Below are 18443 nucleotides of genomic sequence, written 5' to 3'. Positions count from 1 at the left end.
GCCGCCGCGGGGGGCGGCGGGCTCCCGATTCACTCGGCCCCGCGGACCAGGAACGCCTTGCTGCCCAGCTCCAGCACGGTGTCGAACTCGATCGGCTGGGCGATCGGCTTGACCTTGATGACGGCCGAGACCCGGTAGTGGAGCATCGATCGGGACTGGTCCTTGCCGGCGGGGTTGAACTCGACGCGGACGTCCTTGAGCCTCGGCTCGAACCGCCGGATCACGTCCTCCAGCGTCCGTTCGAGCCGTTCGCGATCGCGAGGATCGCCGGTCCAGAGCGCCGAGAGGTCGGGGAGCCCGTAGCCGACGATCGAGGCCCGGAGGACCTCGGAGCCCTCGATGGCCTCGCCCACGCAACAGCGCGAATTCAGGAGCCACTCCAGGTGCGACAGGACTTCCTTTCGGAGCCGGTCGAGCCTGGAGGCCGAGGAGGTCGCCAGGGCGTCGCCGGAGAGCAGCGACGGCTCCGTGAGCCGCTCCCAGAGCGAGTGCGGGAAGCGGGCGCCGTTCGTGGACTTCGCCATGGCGAGACTCCGGGGCCGCCGGCCGCGCGGCTCGGGGACGCGAAAACGCGGCCGCCCCGGATGCTCGGGGCGGCCGCGCGGTTTCGAGGCCCCGGGGGCCGCCGACTGCGGTCAGACCTTCTTGTTGGCCTTGACGTCGTAGCCGGCCTTGACCGCCCCGCCGAGGGTGCCGTCGGCCTTCTGCTCCTTGTACTCGTACTCGATCTTCGAGAAGTTCAGGCTGATCTGGTCGGTCGGCACCACGTCGCCGTTGGACCCGCCGGTCTGGTAGCTGGAGACGATCAGGTCGCTCATCGTCACCTTCAGGTATTCCTGCTGCTCCTTGCCGGCCTTGCGGCAGGTGAGGACGGCCTTCTTGATGTGCTCGCCGGTGGCGCACACCTCCATCAGCTTGGGGGTGGCCTTGTTCATCCGCATGACGAAGTGGAAATCCTGCATGGCGACCTTGCCGGACCCCATGCCGCCGCGGTGGGCCGCATCGCCGGTATTGGTCTGGCCCCAGCTCCAGGATTCGACGTCGATCTCCCCCTTGTGCTTGGAGTCGGTCGATTCGCCGTCGATCCCGTCGAGCTTCAAGAAATAGTCGACTGCCATGGGTCGCTCCTCTGGCTGATTCGCCCCCGGGGGGGCCGTTTGTCACCGTGCGCCTGAAGACAAGTCACGAAGTCGGAGACGTCGCCCTGGTCCTTCAGGGCCGGGATCGCTCCCGATCGATCGAGGGATCACTTCGAGGAGGCCCCCGCGGGCAGCTCGGAGACCAGCCGCATGGAGACGGTCAGCTCGTCGAGTTGGTAGTGGGGCCGGAGCAGGGCGATGGCCCGATAGCAGCCGGGCCGGCGGGGGTCGTCCTCGACGCTGATCCGGGCGTCGAAGAGCGGCCGCTCGCGTTTGGAGTTCTCGGAGGCCCGCTCGTCGGGCGTGACGTAGTTGGTGATCCAGTTGTTCAGCCAGACCTCGCAGTCCTTGCGACTCATGAACGACCCGATCTTGTCGCGGGCGATCGCCTTCAGGTAGTGGGCGAACCGGGAGGTCATGAGGATGTAAGGCAGCTGGGTCGACAGCCGGGCGTTGGCCGTGGCGGCGTCGGTGTCGTACTCGAACGGCTTCTGGCACGACTGGGCGGAGAAGAACGCCGCGTAGTCGGTGTTCTTGCAATGGGCCAGGGCGATGAAGCCCAGGTCGGCCAGCTCCTTCTCGCGGCGGTCGCCGACCAGGGTCTCGGTCGGGCACTTGTTGGCGATCTCGCCGTCGTCGGTGGTGAAGCTGTGGAGCGGCAGGCCCTGGACCAGGCCCCCGTTTTCCACGCCCCGGATCCAGGCGCACCAGCCGTACTTGGCGAAGGCGTCGGTCATCCGGGCGCCCATCGCGTAGGCCGCGTTCGACCAGAGGTACTTGTCGTGGGCGCGGCCGTCGACGTCCTCCTCGTAGTTGAACTCCTCGATCGGGACCGTGGCCCGGCCGTACGGGGCGCGGATCAGGGTCCTGGGGAGGCAGAGGCCGACGTAGCGGGAGTCCTCGCTCTCGCGGAACGACTTCCACTTGTCGTACTCGCGGGAGCGGAAGATCTCCGCGAGGTCGCGGGTCTGGGGGAGCTCCTCGAAGCTCTCCCAGCCGAACATCTGGGGGGCGGCGGCGGCCAGGAACGGGGCGTGCGACGCCGCGGCGACCTGGGAGATCCGCTTCAGGAGCGCCAGATCCTGGGGATGCTTGCCGAACTCGAAGTCGCCGATCAGGGCCCCGTAAGGGGTGCCGCCGTAGACGTCGTATTCGGACGAATAGATCTTCTTGAACAGGGCGCTCTGGTCGAACTCCTTCGCCCGCTCGAGGTCGCGGAGCAGCTCCTTCTTCGAGGTGTTGAGCACCCGGATCTGGAGCATCGGGCTGGTCTCGGACTCGTGCACCAGGTAGTGCAGCCCGCGCCACGAGCCTTCGAGCTTCTGGAACTCGGGGTCGTGCATGATCTCGTTGAGCTGGACGCTCAGGAGCGCGTCGATCTCGGCGATCCGGTCGTTGATCATCCGCTCGGTGTCGGCGGAGACCTTCATCTCGCCGGCCATGATGTCCTCGACGAGCTGGCCGACGAGGTCCGAGTGGTACTTGCGGAGCTCGGCCTCCCCCTCGCCGACGCGGTTGGCCTTGAGGATCTCGTCGAGCAGGTTGGCCTCTGGGGTCGCCTCGGAGGCGACGGCCTCGGGGGCGGACGGCCGGGCCTTGGGTTCGTCGGCGGTGCTCATGCCTGGGGCTCCTCGGGGCTGGTCGTCGCCTGGTCGCCGTGGCCGGTCTCGCGGCCGAGCCGGGAGAGCTGGTCGGAGTCGTGGATGATGCGCTGGAGCAGCGACTCGAGACGGTCGTTCGTGACCACCTTCGACTTCAGCTCGGCGAGCTTCCGCCGGGCCTCCAGGAGCTTGCGGAGCGGCTCGATCTGCTCGACCACCCGGGCGGGCTCGAAATCCTCGATCGAGTCGAACTTCAGCTCGACGCCCAGCTTGGAGCCGTCGTCTTCGAGCTTGTTGGGGACGCGGAGGGCGAGCCGGGGCTTGATGCCCTTGAGCACGCGGTCGAAGCTGTCGCGGTTGATCTCCACGAACTTGCGCTTCTCGTCCTTCAGCTCCGGCTGCGGCGGGGCGTCGGGGTCGGGGTGCCCGGCCAGGTCGGCCAGGACCCCGAGGACGAACGGCAGCTCCTTCTTGACCTGGGCCCCGCCGATCTCGACGTCGTAGGTGATCTGGACCCGGGGCGGGCGGACCCGGTCGAGCTTGTGCTGGAGACTCTCATCGCGCGGCATGTCGTGCGCCCTCGTCTGTTTGGGATCGTTCGGATCCTGGGCACGGGACCAATTCTTCGGCGAACCGGCTGACGTCTTTTTTATGGCGACCCGCCGCCGTGCGGCGGCGGTCCCCCGAGGGCCGCCTCCCGGCGAGTGCGTCGGGCCGCCGCACCTCGTCGCGGCCCGTCGCGCCGAGTATTCTGCGGCCGGACGACGCGGGAATGCAAACGAAAAATCGGCCTCGTCCGATCGCCCGCCCGCCCCCCCGGGCTTCCCCGGCGACCCTCTCCGCCCCTCGCAGGAGAATGCGGAGAATCCGGCCTGCTGTGACGCTTCAAGACCGTACTCAACGCCATTTTTCGGGACATGCCCGCATGATATCAGAACCGCGCCGCGGACGCCCCGCCACGCTTCGAAAGCCGGACTAAACCAAATTTGAACAAGCATAGTTTGATATAATAATATCAATTTTCGACCTCGAAACCGATCGCGGGGCGAGGATCGCGCCCGACGCCGGACCTCCTTGAGGGCGGGAATATGGGAAACGCCGGGGGACGGGGCGAAATAAATTTGTTTTGGAGGATTACGTCGGCTATCCTAGTTCGACCAACGCGAGAGCCCCCGTAACCGAGTCGGCCCGGTCCGTGTTTTTTCAAACATCTCGAACCGGAGCGCCCCCCGAGGCGGATTTCGCGAAACCCGGAAAAGGCGCTTGCAAATCCGGACCGCCGGCGATCCAATCAATGCAATCAAACATGGCGGTTTCCGCCGTGAGTCCCTCGTGCGTGGGGCGTCGAGACCCATCGGTTCGGCCGCCTCGCGACGGCCCGGTCGCCGAGCCCGAATCCCCAAAGCCCTCCCCCATGAGGCGAGGACCGTCGAGCCAAACTGCTGAGGTACGATTCCCATGAGATGGCTGGATAGAACGACCGGTCGGCGGGCGGATCGTGCATCGAAACGGCGTCGGGGCCTTCCGACGGTGGAGATCTTCGAGGATCGCACGCTTCTGACGGCCTTCTTCGTGGACAACAACGCCGACTCCGGCGCGGGCAGCCTTCGGCAGGCGATCCTCGACGCCAACGGCGACTCGACCGACCCGGTGGACACGATCGAGTTCCGATCCGGCGCCTCGGCCATCGTGCTGTCGACGCCGCTCGCCTCGATCACGGGGCCGGTCGTCGTCAACGTCACCGGCCGGACCGACGTCACGATCGACGGCGGCGGCACGCTCGACGGGTTCACGCTCGCCGCCGGCTCCGACGGGAGCACGATCCAGGACCTGACGATCCGCAACTTCGCGGGGGCCGCGATCCGGATCCTGTCGGACGACAACCAGATCCTCGGCAACACGCTGGGCGGGGCCTCCGCGACCGTCGGCCACGGCGTCCTCGTCGAGGGCGGGTCCGACAACACCGTCGGCACCTCGGGGTCGGGCAACACGATCGGCTTCGCGACCATCGCGGGCGTCGCCGTCTCCGGCTCGACGGCGACCGGGAACCTCATCCGGTCGAACCTCATCGGGGCCGGCCAGGGCGCCCCCATCGGCGTGCTCGTCGACGGGGCCCCGGGGAACACGATCGGCGGGACGGCCGCCGGGGCGGCGAACGTGATCGGCTCCAGCTCGGTCGCCGGCGTCCGCCTCCTCGGCTCGGGCGCGACCGGAAACCTCGTGCAGGGTAATCTCATCGGCGTCGGTTCGGGCGGAGAGTCGATCGGCAACGCGCACGGCGTCCAGATCTTCGACGCCCCGGGGAACACGATCGGCGGGGCGGCCGCGGGCAACCTGATCGGCAACAGCGCGGTGGCGGGCGTGCTCATCGCCGGGTCGGACTCGACGGGAAACGTCGTCGCCGCCAACACGTTCGGGACGACGGTCGCGAACGCGGCCGCGCCCAACGCTTACGGCGTCCAGATCAACAACGCGCCGAACAACTCGATCGGCGGGACGACGGGCCTGGGCAACGCGATCGACGCCAGCACGGCGGTCGGCGTCCAGATCTTCGGGCCGGACTCCACCGGCAACACGGTCGTCGGCAACGCGATCGGCCGGAAGGGGACGACCGGCCCGCTCCAGAACGGGATCGGCGTCCAGATCAGCGGGGCCGGCGGCAACACGATCGGCGGGACGGCGGCGGGCTCGGCCAACGTCGTCGTGCTGGCGAGCACGGCCGGCGTGCAGATCGTGGGCCCGACGCCGGCGGGCAACGCGGTGATCGGCAACTTCATCGGCACCGACGCCACCCTCGCCGCCGGGCTCGGCAACCCTTTCGGCGTCCAGATCTTTAATTCGGACGACAACACCGTGGGCGGCTCGCTCGCGGGCCAGGCGAACACGGTCGGATTCAACGCGCTTGCCGGCGTCGGCGTCCTCGCCGGGACCCGGAACTTCGTCCTGAGGAATCTGTACGTCGGTTCGAACGGCAGTCTGCCCCAGCCGAACCCCGCAGGGGACATCAACGTGGGCGCGGCGGCCAACGGGGGCATCCTGCCTCCGGTCATCGCCACGGCCTCGCTCGAGGGGGCGAACCTGAGGATCCGGTTCACGGCGGACCTCGCGGCCGGGACGACCGTCGAGGTCTACACGCTCGACGCGACCGCGCCGGGCCGTCGGACGTTCTTCGCCGCCGGCCAGATCCAGGCCGGGACGCCGAACGAGCTGCTGGTACCGAGCGGTTCGCTCACCGACGCCGCCGTGCTCCTCGTGACGGCGTCGCGCCCGACCTTCGGCACCTCGGCGTTCTCGAACACCGCTTCGGTGGGCGACCTGCTGACCGTCACGACGAACGTCGGCGTCGAGGCCGGGTCGCTGCCCTGGGTCATCGCCAACCTCAACGCCGGCCTCGGCGGCGAGATCCGGTTCCAACTCGACCCGGGCGAGCGGACGATCCTGGTCGCCGCCGGCTCCCCGCTGCCGGCGTTGACGAGCCCGGCGACGATGACGGTGCCCGCCGGCGTGCGGATCACGATCCAGGCGACCGGCCCGGCCACGATCTTCGACGGCCTCGTCCTGGCCCCGGGCTCCGACGGGAGCGTCGTCCAGGACCTCGACTTCGTCGGCTTCGGCGGCGCGGGCCTTCGCGTGCAGTCCGACGGCGTCACGATCCGCCGCGGCCGGTTCGACGGCGGCGGCGTGGGCCTGCTGCTCGAAGGGGCGGGCAACACGGTCGAGGACGCCACCTTCGTGCGGTCGTCGATCGCGGGCGTGCAGATCAGCGGGCTGGGCGCGACCGGGAACATCGTGCGAGACAGCTTCATCGGCACCGACGCCGCGTCGACCCCCGGCCTGCAGAACGCGGTCGGGGTCGTGATCCTGGGCGCGAGCGGCAACACGATCGGCCAGCCGGGGCGGAGCAACGTGATCGCCGACAACGCCCAGCAGGGCGTCTCGCTGCTGGCCGGCGATCGCAACGTGATCCAGGAGAACGCGTACCGGGCGAACGGCCCGGAGGTCGGCGGCGTCTACGGGCTCGCCAACAGCCTCTTCGTGGCGCCGGGCTCCAACCAGGGCATCCTGCCGGCCCACCTCCTCAGCGCCTCCCAGGGGCTCGCGGCGCTGAGCCTGCTGTTGCAACTCGACACGACGTTCGCTTCCAACCCGGAGATCGAGGTCTACCGGATCACCGCGACGACGGCCGAGTTCCTGGGCCGGGGGTCGGCGGGCTTCGCGTCCGGTTCGGGCGTCGCGACCTTGCCCATCGCCGGGGTCCTGCCGGGCGACCGGCTGGCGGTCACGATCACCGGCGACGTGCTGGAGGGTTCGATCAACGACCCCGGGGACTCGACGTCGGCCTTCTCGAATCAGGTCCTCGTCGTCACCCCGAACGTGGTCGTGAACACGAACGACTCGGGCGACGGTTCGTTGCGGGGAGCCGTGAACTATGTGTCGACCTTGCCGGCGGACGCCGACCGGAGCATCATCTTCCGGATCCCCGACGAGCTCAGGGACCCCGCGGGCAACTGGGTCATCTATCTGGCCACCGACATCCTGATCCCCTCGCAGGTCTACATCGACGGCTGGAACACGCAGCCGTCGTCCGAGCCCTTGCCGGGCCAGTTCATCAGCCCCTCGGTCTGGCTGGCTCCCCGGCCGCTCAATGATCCGGAGAACAACCCGGACAACACCCAGGCGGCTCGGGGCCTGGTCTTCCAGGCGGGCTCGGACGGGAGCCTGGTTCGCGGCCTGGGATTCCGCGAGTTCGTCACGGCGGCGGTGGAGATCCAGACGAGCAACGTCCAGGTCGTGGGCAACCTGATCTTCGGGTCCTTCCTCCCGGACGGGACGCCGCAGGGGTTCGGCGTTTCGATCACCGGCGGGACGGGGAATCTGATCGGCGGCTCGGCGCCCGGGCTGATGAACGTCGTCGGCCGTTTCGAGACGGCGATCCGGATCGCCGGCCCGGGTTCTAACTACATCCTGAGCAACCAGATCGGCACCAATGGGTTCACGAGCTACCGGAACATCGACGGCGTCTCGATCGTCGACTCGCCGAACAACCTGATCCGGGACAACCTGATCGGCAACAGCACCTCCGGCTCGGCCGCCGTCGAGGACTACGGCGCGGGCGTGCGGATCACGGGACTTGGCTCGGTCGGCAACCGTGTCGCCGGCAACTCGATCGGCGTGCTGCCGTTCCGCGATCTCGAAGCGTCGGCGGGCAATGACGTGGGGATCTACGTCGACGCATCCGGGAACACCATCGGATCGCTCCGCAACGGCGAACAGGGGATCGCGGGCACCCAGAACGTCATCGGCCGGAACATCGTCGGCGTGATCCTGACGTCGACCGCGACCGGGAACGTGCTGGCCGGCAACTTCGTCGGCACGGACCCGTCCGGCAGGGCCCTGGGGAACACGCAGGATGGGATCTGGCTGCGGGGGGCCCGGTCCAATTTCGTCGGCCAGCCCGCCGCCACGCTCGTCAACGTGATCGGCTGGAACGCCGGCGCGGGCATCCGCCTGGACTCCGGAGCGTCCGACAACCTGATCGGCAACAATGTGATCGGCTCCAGCCTGCAAGGCGCCCCGCTCCCCAACGGCCGGGGGATCGTCCTGGGGGACGCCAGCCGCAACATCCTCGGCCCGCTCGCCGGCGCCGGGCCCAGCCCGTGGGACCCGACGAACCGGGCCCTCCTCGCGGGGGCGAATTTCATCTCCGGGAACGTCGTCGGGGTCGTTTTCCAGGCTGGGAGCCGGGACAACCAGCTGCGAGGAAACGTCGTCGGGGCCTATCTGGCGTTCCCGGGCAATCAGGGCGACGGGATCCGGATGGAAGCGGGCGCGAGCAACTGGATCGGCGGCGGCCTCGCCGGCCAGGCGCCCCCCGCGGCCCTGACGCCGGGCGTGGCGAATGTCATCACCGGGAACCTGAACGGCGTCCACGTGGGCGAGTCTACCTCGGACGCGCTCATCGCGGGGAACTGGATCTATGCGAACCGGCTGAACGGCGTCCGCGCGGTCGGCGACATGGGGGGCGGGGTGCAGCTCGCCTCGATCCTGGGCAACTACATCGGGACGACGTTCGACGGGGCGTCCAACCGGACCTCCGACGGTGCCCCGACCGGCAACGGCCTCAGCGGCGTGCTGCTGAATCCGACCGGCTCCGTCCCGACGGGCGCCGCCTGGTCCGTCGACGTGCGGGCGAACCTGATCTCCAGCAACGGCCTGAACGGCGTCGGCGTCGACAGCCTGCTGGTCGGCGAGGTCTCGACCTTCAACGGCTCGGACCCGACGCGATACGCGCGGGTGCTCGTCGCCGAGAACGTCATCGGGCTGAACCTGGCCGGGCAGGCCGTGGACGCCCGCGGCGTGCCGCTCGGCAACGGTCTCGACGGCGTTCGGATCATCAACGTGGGGGGGGTGCAGGTCGGCAGCTACGCCACGGGCGATCGCCCCTGGTCGAACGTCATCTCGGGCAACCTGGGCCGAGGCGTCGAGGTCTTCTGGCCCGAGGGGACGGCGCCGGCCACGGCGACGTTCGGCGTCTGGATCGTCAAGAACGTCATCGGCGGCGACCTCATGGGCCGGGCGCCCCAGGACGCGGAGACCGGGACCGGCAACCTTGCGGACGGCGTCTTCGTCTTCGGCGACGCCCGCGCGAGCATCCTGTCCAACCGGATCGTCGGCAATCGCGGCTCGGGCGTGCACGCGACGGACTCGCTCGGCCTGGGGGGGTTCGGCGGCTCCCTCTTGATCGAGTCCAACGAGATCGGCACCGATCGCGAGGGCGAGGACTACAACAACTCGGGCGACGGCGTGTTCCTCGACCGGCTCCTTCGCGGGGAAGGCTCGACCGGGGGCGAGGTCGCGCTGATCCGCCGGAATGCGATCGGCGCCAACCGCGGCAACGGGATCACCGTGCAGGACTCGGTCGACGTCGGCATCAAGGGCAACCTGATCGGCTCGATAGGCGGCATCGCCGGGAACGCGGCCCAGGATCACGGCAACCTCGGCAACGGCGTCTTCCTCAACCGGGGCTCGCGGGTGACGATCGGCGGCGCGGCGGCCGGTGACGGCAACATCGTCTCGGGCAACCAGGCCACCGGGGTGATCCTGAGTGGTGGCGGCGCCCACGTCGTCCTCGGCAACCTCATCGGGGTCGGCGCCGACGGCGCGTCGAGCGTCGGCAACCTGAACTCCGGGATCATCGTCAGCGCCTCGAACGGCAACGTGATCGGCGTCGATCCTTCGGGACGAGGCGTCGGCAACGTGATCTCGGGCAATCGGCTCTACGGCGTGCTGATCGCCGGGGGGAGGACCGGTTCCGATTTGAACACGGTGGCCGGCAACCGGATCGGGACCGACCTCCGGGGGGGCGCGGCCGTCGCCAACTTCGCGGACGGCCTCTTCCTGCTCGACGCCTCGAACACCACGATCGGCGGCGCTTCCGAGGCGAGCCGCAACGTCATCTCGGGGAACCGCGCCCAGGGGATCCGGATCTTCGGTGCAGGGGCGGTCGGCAACGTGCTCGTCGGCAACTTCATCGGGGTGGGAGCGGACGGCACGACCCGGATCGGCAACCAGGGCAACGGGGTGATCGTGGAGAACGCCGGGCCGAACCGGATCGGCGTGGGCGGGCCTCTCGGCGGCAACGTGATCTCGGGCAACGCCCAATCCGGGGTGGTGATCGCCAGCACGGTAGGCCTGAGTTCGGACTCGCAGGTGCTGGGCAACCTCATCGGGCTCGACGCGTCCGGCGAGACCCCCGTGGGCAACGGCGGTGCCGGGGTGGTCGTCTCGGGCGCGGCGGGGGTGCAGGTCGGCGGGACCGGTGCAGGCCAGCGGAACTGGATCTCCGGCAACGGCCAGTCGGGCGTCCTGGTGTCCGGGGCTCCGATCCAGGGCGCCCCGCCGACGATCTACGGGAACACGATCGGCCTGAACCGGGCCGGCGACCGGGCGATCGGCAACGGCGGGTCGGGCGTGCAGATCGTCGCGGCCTCGGGCGTCGAGGTCGGCTACAACGTGATCTCGGCGAACGCGGTCGACGGGGTCCAGATCTTCAGCCCGGTCGCCGTGGCGCCGGCCGATCGCAACCGGATCGTCGGCAACTTCATCGGCACCAACGCGGCCGGGACCGGAGCCCTGGGGAACCGCGGCGTGGGCGTCGACGTGATCAACGGCCACGGCAACGTGATCGGCGGCGCGACGCGGAACGTCGTCTCGGGCAACGGGGCCCACGGCGTCGTCGTCGAATTCCAGGCCAACCGGGGCTTCGAGGGCGCCGGCAACGTCGTCGACGGCAACTACATCGGCCTCGACCGGAGCGGCTCGCGGCGCGTGGCCAACGGCCTGTTCGGCGTCCTGCTGAACAACGCGGTGGACACCGTCGTCGGCTACGCGACGGGTTCGCCCGGGTTGGCGACGATCCCGGGAACGCTCGTCCCGGCGCCCGGCCAGGCGAGCAACGTCATCTCCGGCAACGGCGCGGCGGGCGTCGTGCTGACGGGCTCCACCACCGGGACCCGGGTTCGCGGATCGTTCCTCGGCGTCGATGCGCAGGGCCGGGCGTTCAACGACGTCGGCGCCGGGCTGGACCTGTACAGCCGGGTCGGCGTGCTGATCGAGTCGCGGGCGTCGAACAACTGGATCGGCGGCCTGGTCGACGGCGAGGGAGGCGTGCTCGAAGGCACCGGCAACATCCTCACCCAGAGCGCCGCCGGAGACGTGCCGAACCTTCTGGGCGTCCAGGTGAACTCGCCCGAGGCGCTCGGCAACCGCATCCAGTCCAACCTGATCGGCCTGGACGCGCAGGGGCGGAGCGGATCGAACTCGATCGGCGTGCTGCTGGCCAACGCGCAGGACGTTAGGGTCGGCGGCTATCTCCCCAGGCAGGCGGGGATCGGGCCGAACTCGCCGCTGGGCAACGTGATCACAGGCAACGCGCTGGCCGGCGTGGAGATGATCGGGTCGCTGGCGACGCGGAACGTTCTGGTCAACAACTTCATCGGGACCGGCGTCTCGGGCCTCGATCGGCCGGCCCCCAGGATCCTCCCCACGTCGAACCCGCGGTACAACCCCTCCCAGGAGAGCGGGGTCCTGATCGTGCAGAGCTCGGGCAACACCGTGGGGGCGGTGGGCGCCGGGAACCTGATCTCGGGCAACCGCTACGGCGTGAACATCGCCTCGCTCGACGCCAACGCCCCGGCGTCGAGTCGGAACGTCGTCCAGGGGAACACGATCGGGACCGACGTCACCGGGCTGCGGGCCCTGCCGAATTTCCAGTTCGGCGTGTTCATCACCGCCGCCTCCGACAACCTGATCAACTCCAACCTGATCTCGGCGAACGGCCTGGCGGGCATCGAGATCTTCGGCGGCCGGAGCCAGCTCGGCGGCTCCGGGACCGCGATCGCGCTCGGCAACACCATCACCGCGAACCAGATCGGGGTCGACGCCTCCGGCCGGGTGGCCTTCGCCGTGAGCGACGGTTCGCAGATCATCGGCTCGATCGCCCAGCATCCCGAGATCACGCTGCCGGACGGCAACGTCGTGAATTACGGCTTACAGTCCCACGGCGTGGTCGTCATCGGCTCGTCGGGCAACCGCGTCGGCCTGCCGGGCGAAGGCAACGTGATCTCGGGGAACATCCTGACCGGGGTTTACATCAGCCGCCGCGACGACCAGTTGAACTTGTTCGCCCTGCCCGTCGACAACGCGGTGCAATCCAACAACCTCAACGTCAACGGCATTTACGGCGTCTTCCGCTACGACGCGCCCAACGGCAACCCCGTGGCCGAGTCCCCGGCGTCGAACGCGAACACCTTCACCGGCACGCCGATCCCCATCGGCGACTTCGTGACCGGGATCGACGTCTCCACGCCGCAGACCCGCGCCCAGTCGATCCTCCTGGGGCCGGCCGGCGGCGCGCCCCGCGGCCCTCGCCGCACGCCGAGGAGGCCGCGCGGCCTCAACACGGCGACGCCCGGCTCGACTCTCGCGGCCTCACGGCCCGCGCTGGCCAGGCCCGCCCTCTCGCAACTCGCCCAGGCGATACGGCCGCGGTGAGCGCGGCCCGCGAGGGCCGGCTCCATTCGAAACGCGAAGCCGAAGCCGGGCCCGCTCCATGCGGCCCCGGCTTCGGCTGCGTTTCGGGTCGAAAAGGGCCGGCTCAGAAGACCGGCGGCTGGATCGGGATCTGCCCGGCGCGACTGCGGCCGTAGAAGATGTTGAGGTAGACGCAAAGCTCGGCGTCGAAGGGCCGGGGGCCGGTCACCGGGGTCACCAGGGCCGTGCTGAGCAGGGCCGACCGCCGGAACTGGAAGTTCAGGCCGTAGGTCAGGTTCACCACGTCGGCGTTGCCCGCCGGGTCGAGGCGGTTCTTCCAGTCGCGGTGCGTGAACGGCGAGTTGACGTGGACCTCGAAGTTGGGCACGAACGCGGTCAGGAACGCGTTCGGATCCTCCGAACGATAGAGAAAGTATCCGATGCCGATGTCATTGAACATCATCGTCACGTCGCGCGAGCTCGACGTGAACTGGAAGGCGCTGAAGCCCTGGAGGTAGAAGTCGCCGAAGTTCCAGATGTAGCCGAGGAACGGCTGGAACGACATGTTGTTCATCCCGAACACGTAGGGGGCGCCGGCGAACCGACCGGGGGCGGTCGGCGGGGCCAGGGCGAGCCCGACGCTCGCCAGGCTCCCCGTCTGCACGTTCTGCTTGAGGATGTACTTGGCGAACAGGCTGAGGTTTCCGGTCGCCGTGCTGGTCGGCGTCTGGATCCCCCGGACCGTGGAATCCGCGCTCAGGGTCTCGATCGGGAGCCGCATGCCGAACGAGCCGCGGCCCTCGTCGAAGGTCTTCTCGAAGCCCATCACGTGCCGGAAGATCTCCATGTTGCGGACCGGCGAGCGGTCGTAGATGTTCTGGGCTTCGCCGACCTCGCTGTAGTAGTTGAACGTGTAGAAGAAGCGGTCCTGCGGCCGTGGCGACTGGTTCTCGGACATCTTCAGCGTCCGGATGTTGGGCGCGAAGAGCGCCGCGGCCCGCGCCCCGGGAAGCGGCGGCGGGCCGACCGACGGCGGCCCCTGCAGCGGCCGGGCGAACCGCAGGTTGACAGGCGACATGTCGCCGATCATGTTCGGCGGGAAGTTGGACTCGGACGCCCCCGCCCCCCCGGGCCCCGAGAAGCCCGCCAGGGCCGGTTCGAACGCGTCGGCACCCGCCGCGCCTGGGCCCGCGCCAGCGGCCGCGGCAGCGGCGGCGGCCGCTGCCGCCGACGAAAGTCCCCCGCCGTCTCCGGCCCCCGCACCGGCCCCCATGTCCGCGCCGACCTCCGCTCCTCCCATCCCGGCGCCACCGAGCGGCGAGCCCGCATCGGCACCATAGGTAGGTCCGGGGTAAGGCTCCACCCCCCCCATGCCGCCGGCCGCCCCGGCGGCCGGGGCCCCCGCGCCATATCCTCCGACGATCTGTCCCGAAGCGCCCGGCGCGGGGATCACGCCGTAAGGCGTGGAGACGGCGGATTGGGACGACGCCCGGCCCTGCGCCGCCGGCCCCGACCCGTAGCCCGGGACGACCGACGCCTGGGGCGAGCCGCTCGGCCGGGCGGCGTTCGGAGACTCGTAACCCCGCGGATAGGCCAGGGGGGCCCCGACCCCGCCCACGCCGGCGATCGGCGAGATGTAGACGGATCCTGTCGGGCTTTGGCCGCTCGCCTGGGCGAGAGCGGCCGGCGTCGCCGCGAGCGGCGTGAGGATGAGCCCGGCGGCGAGCCAGGGACGATACGCTCGATTCATCGAATGTTTCTCCGCTTTCGACGACAGCCGTCCCAAGACTCGGCTGAACTCCTCCCTCGCGGTCCGGGATCGAGGCGATCCCGAACACCCGACGTCGTGCCCGGCCAAGGGGCCGCACCGACTCCACAGGCTGTATCGGCTGTCGCGATGTTCCGGATCGCCCGATTTTTCGGATGTTTGCGGGTTTTTCCGACAACAATCTGGAATGATGTCATGGCCCGGTCGTCCACCACGCCGGCGACAGCCGTCACGGGAGCGCCGGCCCTGACGTAAAGTTCCGTCACGAGGGGGCTTCGACGCGCCGAGCAGTCGACCCCGGCGGGCCCCGTCATTTCCCGCGAATCGTCCTCACCGTCCGAAGCGAGCGAAGGCCATGACCCACCCCGTCGCAGCCGCAGCACGCATCGACCGCCCGGCCGCCCGCCACGAACGTCGTGGCGGGTCGGGGGCGGGCCTGGCCTGGGTCCTCGCCTTCATCGCGGCGACGATCCTCGTCGGCACGACTTGCCGGGCGCAAGCGGTCCCTCGCGACTTCGCCAGCCCGATCCTGACCATGAACGTCCAGGGCCACACCGACCTGATCCAGGCCCTGGTCTTCAGCCCGGACGGCAAACGGCTGATCTCGGGCGGGCGGGACAAGGTCGTCCACGTCTGGGAGCTGGACGAAGGTCGGCCGCGGCTGGAGCGATCGATCCGCCCGCCCATGCGACGCCGGGGGGGCCGCGTGTATGCGCTGGCGATCGCCCCGAAGCCCGGCCCGAACGACCAGCGCCTGCTGGCGGTGGCCGGGCTGGGAGCGATCGGGGCTCGCGGCGGCATCCTGATCTACCGATTCCCCGGCACGGGGCCGGGGGGCTCGGGCGAACTGGTCGTCGAGCTTCCCGCCGGCCGCGCCGAGGAGCCGGCCGCGAAACGACGGGGCCACGCCGGGGCGGTCTTCGCCATGGCCTTCTCGCGGGACGCGAACCGGCTGGCCTCGTGCAGCGAGGACGGGACCGTCCGCGTCTGGGACCTGGAAGGCGAGACCCCCCGATGCCTCGCGGTCCTGCAAGGCCACCCGGGGATCGTGAAAGGCGCGGCGTTCCTCGACGGCACGCGGATCGTCAGCGTCGGCGGCCCGCGTGACGGCTCGATCCGGCTCTGGGACTGGAAGTCCGGTCGACAGCTTGCGGTCGCCTCCCCCTCGCCCGAGGACCTCGCCAGGGACGACGGCCAGGCCGTGACGATCACCGCGATGGCCGCCAGCGCCGACGGCAGGTCCATCGTGGTCGGCCGCGAGGATGGGAGGCTCGAACGTTACGACGGCGCCGACCTCGGCAACGGGGTCGTCCTCAATCCCGAGGCCGTGCGAGAGCTTCGCCCGGTCGAGGCCTTGGCCTTCAGCCCCGACGGCCGATCGGTCGCGGCCAGCATCCTCCACAAGTCGGCGAGCGTCGAGGAATACCCTTCGAAGGATTGCGACGTCGAGCTGCGCGAGATGCCCACGGGCCGCCGGATCGAGACCGTCCGCACCGCGAAGGGCCTGGTCGCGGCCCTGGCGTTCAGCCCCGACAATCGATTCCTGGCGATGGCCGGGGGCGCGAATCAGGAGATCGTCGTCCGCGACCTGCCCGCCCCCGGCCGCGTCGACCCCGGCCTGGAGGCCGACGGCCCGGGGACGATGCTCTGGGACGTCGCGTTTGCGGACGCGAAGCCGACCGTCGCATTCCGCCGATCGCGGGGGGAGGGCGAGGGACCGCCCCCCCGGGAGGGCTTCGACCTCGCCGAGCTCCGATTCGTCGACGTCCCGCCCGACGCCGCGCTGCAAGGCCCCGTCAAGACGCTCGAAGGCTGGAGCTTCCGGCCCCGCGCGTTCGATCGCCCGGCCTTCGTCCCCGACCGAGGCGAGACGTTGGAGATCGCGCTCAATCAGCTCGACGGCCGATGGTCGAGCTATACGTTCATCCCGGCGAACGATCGGGCGGGCCATCCGGCCCCGTGCGCGGCGATCGGCACCGAGGACGGCGGCATCCTCGTCCACAACCTTCGAGATCGCTCCCGGACCCGGCTGTTCCAGGGCCACGGCGGGGCCGTGCACGCGATGGCGCCCTCGGCCGACGGCCGCTGGATGGTCGCCTGCTCGGCCGACATGACCCTGTCGCTCTGGAGCCTCGCCGGTTGCGACGCGACCAGTCCCCTGGGAGCCGACCTGGGCCGCGACGCCCAGGGTCGGGTCGTCGTCTCGGCCGTCCGCCCGCGATCGGCGGCCGTCCTGATGGGCCTCCAGGCCGGCGACGCGATCACGGCGGCCCGTCGCGAGAAGCGCCGCGAGCCGATCGACGTCGCGCGGCTCGACGCGGCCCTCGCCGCCGTCCCCCCCGACCTGGAGGACCAGGTCGCCCTGGTGATCGCCCGCCCGGGCGCCGCCGCGCCGTTCGTCCTGATGACCTCGCGGGCCGACGTCCCCGCGCTCAGCGTCTTTCCGGCCGCCGACCGCGAGTGGGTCGTCTGGATGCCCGAGGGATTCTACGAGACCTCGATCGCCGGCGACCGCCGACTCCTGGGCTGGCATCTCAACCACGTCGACGTGAGGAACCCCGCCGACTTCCGCTCGCTCCCCTCCGACTTCCACCCGATGTCGCGGTACGAGGCCCAATTGCGAAGGCCCGCCGTGATCGACGCCCTGCTGCGGACGGGCGACCCGGTCGCGGCTCTCGCCACTGTTCAGGGTGCGCCGGTTGTCAGGACTCCGCCGGCGATCCGGCTGATCGACCCCGCCCCGGCCGGCGAGGCCGCCCCGATCGTCGCGGCCGGCCCCGAGTTGAACCTCCAGGTCGAGGCCGAGGCGGCCGCGGATCGCCGCGTGGCCTCGATCACGATCCATCAGGGGGGCCGCCGGCTGCCCACCCGCACCGCCGGTCCCGGCCTCGCGAGCTTCCGGGCCGTGGAGCCCGTCCGGCTGACGCCGGGTCGGAACGCGATCACGGTCGAGGCCGTCGACGACCTGGGCGTCCGGGCCATCCAGGAGTTCGCGATCGTCCTGGCCGAGCCCGCCGCGCCCGCCCCGCCGCCGGTCGTCCGTCGCGATCCCCGGCTGGTCGTCCGCGCGATCGGCGTCGAGGAGTTCCCCCGTCGCGACGTCTCCGCGATCCGCAACGCCCGGCGCGACGTCGAGGAGCTGGCCGCGTTCTTCCGCGAGCCCGACGGCCGGGCCCACTTCGCCGAATCGGCGATCGATTCCAAGGTCCTGACCGATCCCGACGCCGACGCGATCGTCGGCCTGTTCGACGACCTGGCGAACGGCGTGCGGTCGGGCGAGCTGAAGCCCGGCGACTCGGTCTTCGTGGTGCTCGAATCGCACCTGTTCAAGGCCGGAGAGGGGGGCGCCCTGGTGCTCGCATCCGACTCACGGGCGGAGGATGCGCCCCCGAAGGCGGCCTCGGCGGCGGCCATCGCGGAGCGTCTGGAAGAGGTCGCCTCGCAGGGCTGCCTGGTCGTGGTCCTGGTCGACGCCCTGCACTCCGGGGCCTCCGCGTCGGCCAGGGCCGCGTTCAAGGAATGGGCGCGCGACCTCTCCGGCCGCCGGGGCGTGATCGTGATGGCGGCCTCCAAGCACGACCCATCCGAGCGGCTCGACGAACTGGGCGCGTTCGCCCGCGCGGTGCTGGCCGCGTCCACCGTGGCCGGCGGCTCCTCCACCCAACGAGGCGGCGTCGACTCGCCGACGTCCCTCCACGACTTCCAGGCGAGCGTGCTCCGGCTCGTCTCGGAATACACCGCCCGCCGCCAGTTCGCCGGCTTCTATCCCCCCGAAACCCTCTCCGGCTGGCAGAAGATCCGCATCTTCGACCCCCAGCCCGCCCCGGGCGACGACCTGGTCCGTCGCTGAGGACTCCCGAAGTCGTCCAGTCGGCTGCTCCCCTCGCAGGACGAGTCGACCCG

At 70.3% G+C, this 18443-nt stretch carries 7 protein-coding genes; 2 read left to right on the top strand and 5 right to left on the bottom strand.

From position 1 onward, the window contains the following. Window positions 1–29: 29 nt before the first annotated feature. The 4 genes from tssE to tssB all read right to left on the bottom strand — a co-directional run bounded on the left by tssE (window position 30) and on the right by tssB (window position 3309). Complete coding sequence (gene tssE / locus G6O68_RS01420) at window positions 30–524, bottom strand: type VI secretion system baseplate subunit TssE (RefSeq protein ID WP_165244016.1); 495 nt, start codon at window positions 522–524, stop codon at window positions 30–32. Window positions 525–635: 111 nt separating this feature from the next. Further along, window positions 636–1118 (bottom strand): Hcp family type VI secretion system effector, encoded by a 483-nt coding sequence (locus tag G6O68_RS01415; protein WP_165244013.1) that lies wholly within the window; start codon window positions 1116–1118, stop codon window positions 636–638. A 128-nt stretch (window positions 1119–1246) separates the two neighbouring features. After that, on the bottom strand, window positions 1247–2758 hold the full coding sequence (gene tssC, locus G6O68_RS01410; protein ID WP_165244011.1) for a type VI secretion system contractile sheath large subunit: 1512 nt from the start codon (window positions 2756–2758) through the stop codon (window positions 1247–1249). Beyond that, window positions 2755–3309: a type VI secretion system contractile sheath small subunit gene (gene tssB, locus G6O68_RS01405; RefSeq protein ID WP_165244009.1), complete on the bottom strand. Its 555-nt coding sequence runs from the start codon at window positions 3307–3309 to the stop codon at window positions 2755–2757. Before tssB ends, tssC begins: the two co-directional genes overlap by 4 nt. A gap of 961 nt (window positions 3310–4270) precedes the next feature. On the opposite strand from tssB, the gene G6O68_RS01400 reads away from it, so the two are divergent. Further along, window positions 4271–12793: a beta strand repeat-containing protein gene (locus tag G6O68_RS01400; RefSeq protein ID WP_165244007.1), complete on the top strand. Its 8523-nt coding sequence runs from the start codon at window positions 4271–4273 to the stop codon at window positions 12791–12793. A gap of 103 nt (window positions 12794–12896) precedes the next feature. Here G6O68_RS01400 and G6O68_RS32280 read toward each other — a convergent pair whose 3' ends face one another. Next, on the bottom strand, window positions 12897–14522 hold the full coding sequence (locus G6O68_RS32280) for a hypothetical protein (RefSeq protein WP_206107983.1): 1626 nt from the start codon (window positions 14520–14522) through the stop codon (window positions 12897–12899). Between the two features lie 373 nt (window positions 14523–14895). Here G6O68_RS32280 and G6O68_RS01385 point away from each other — a divergent pair, with 373 nt between their 5' ends. Further along, window positions 14896–18390, top strand: coding sequence for a hypothetical protein (locus G6O68_RS01385; RefSeq protein ID WP_165244003.1), 3495 nt, complete (start codon window positions 14896–14898; stop codon window positions 18388–18390). Window positions 18391–18443 lie beyond the last annotated feature (53 nt).

The organism is Paludisphaera soli (genome assembly GCF_011064595.1).
Taxonomy (GTDB): Bacteria; Planctomycetota; Planctomycetia; order Isosphaerales; family Isosphaeraceae; genus Paludisphaera; species Paludisphaera soli.
This window is presented reverse-complemented; position numbering and strand designations above follow the sequence as displayed.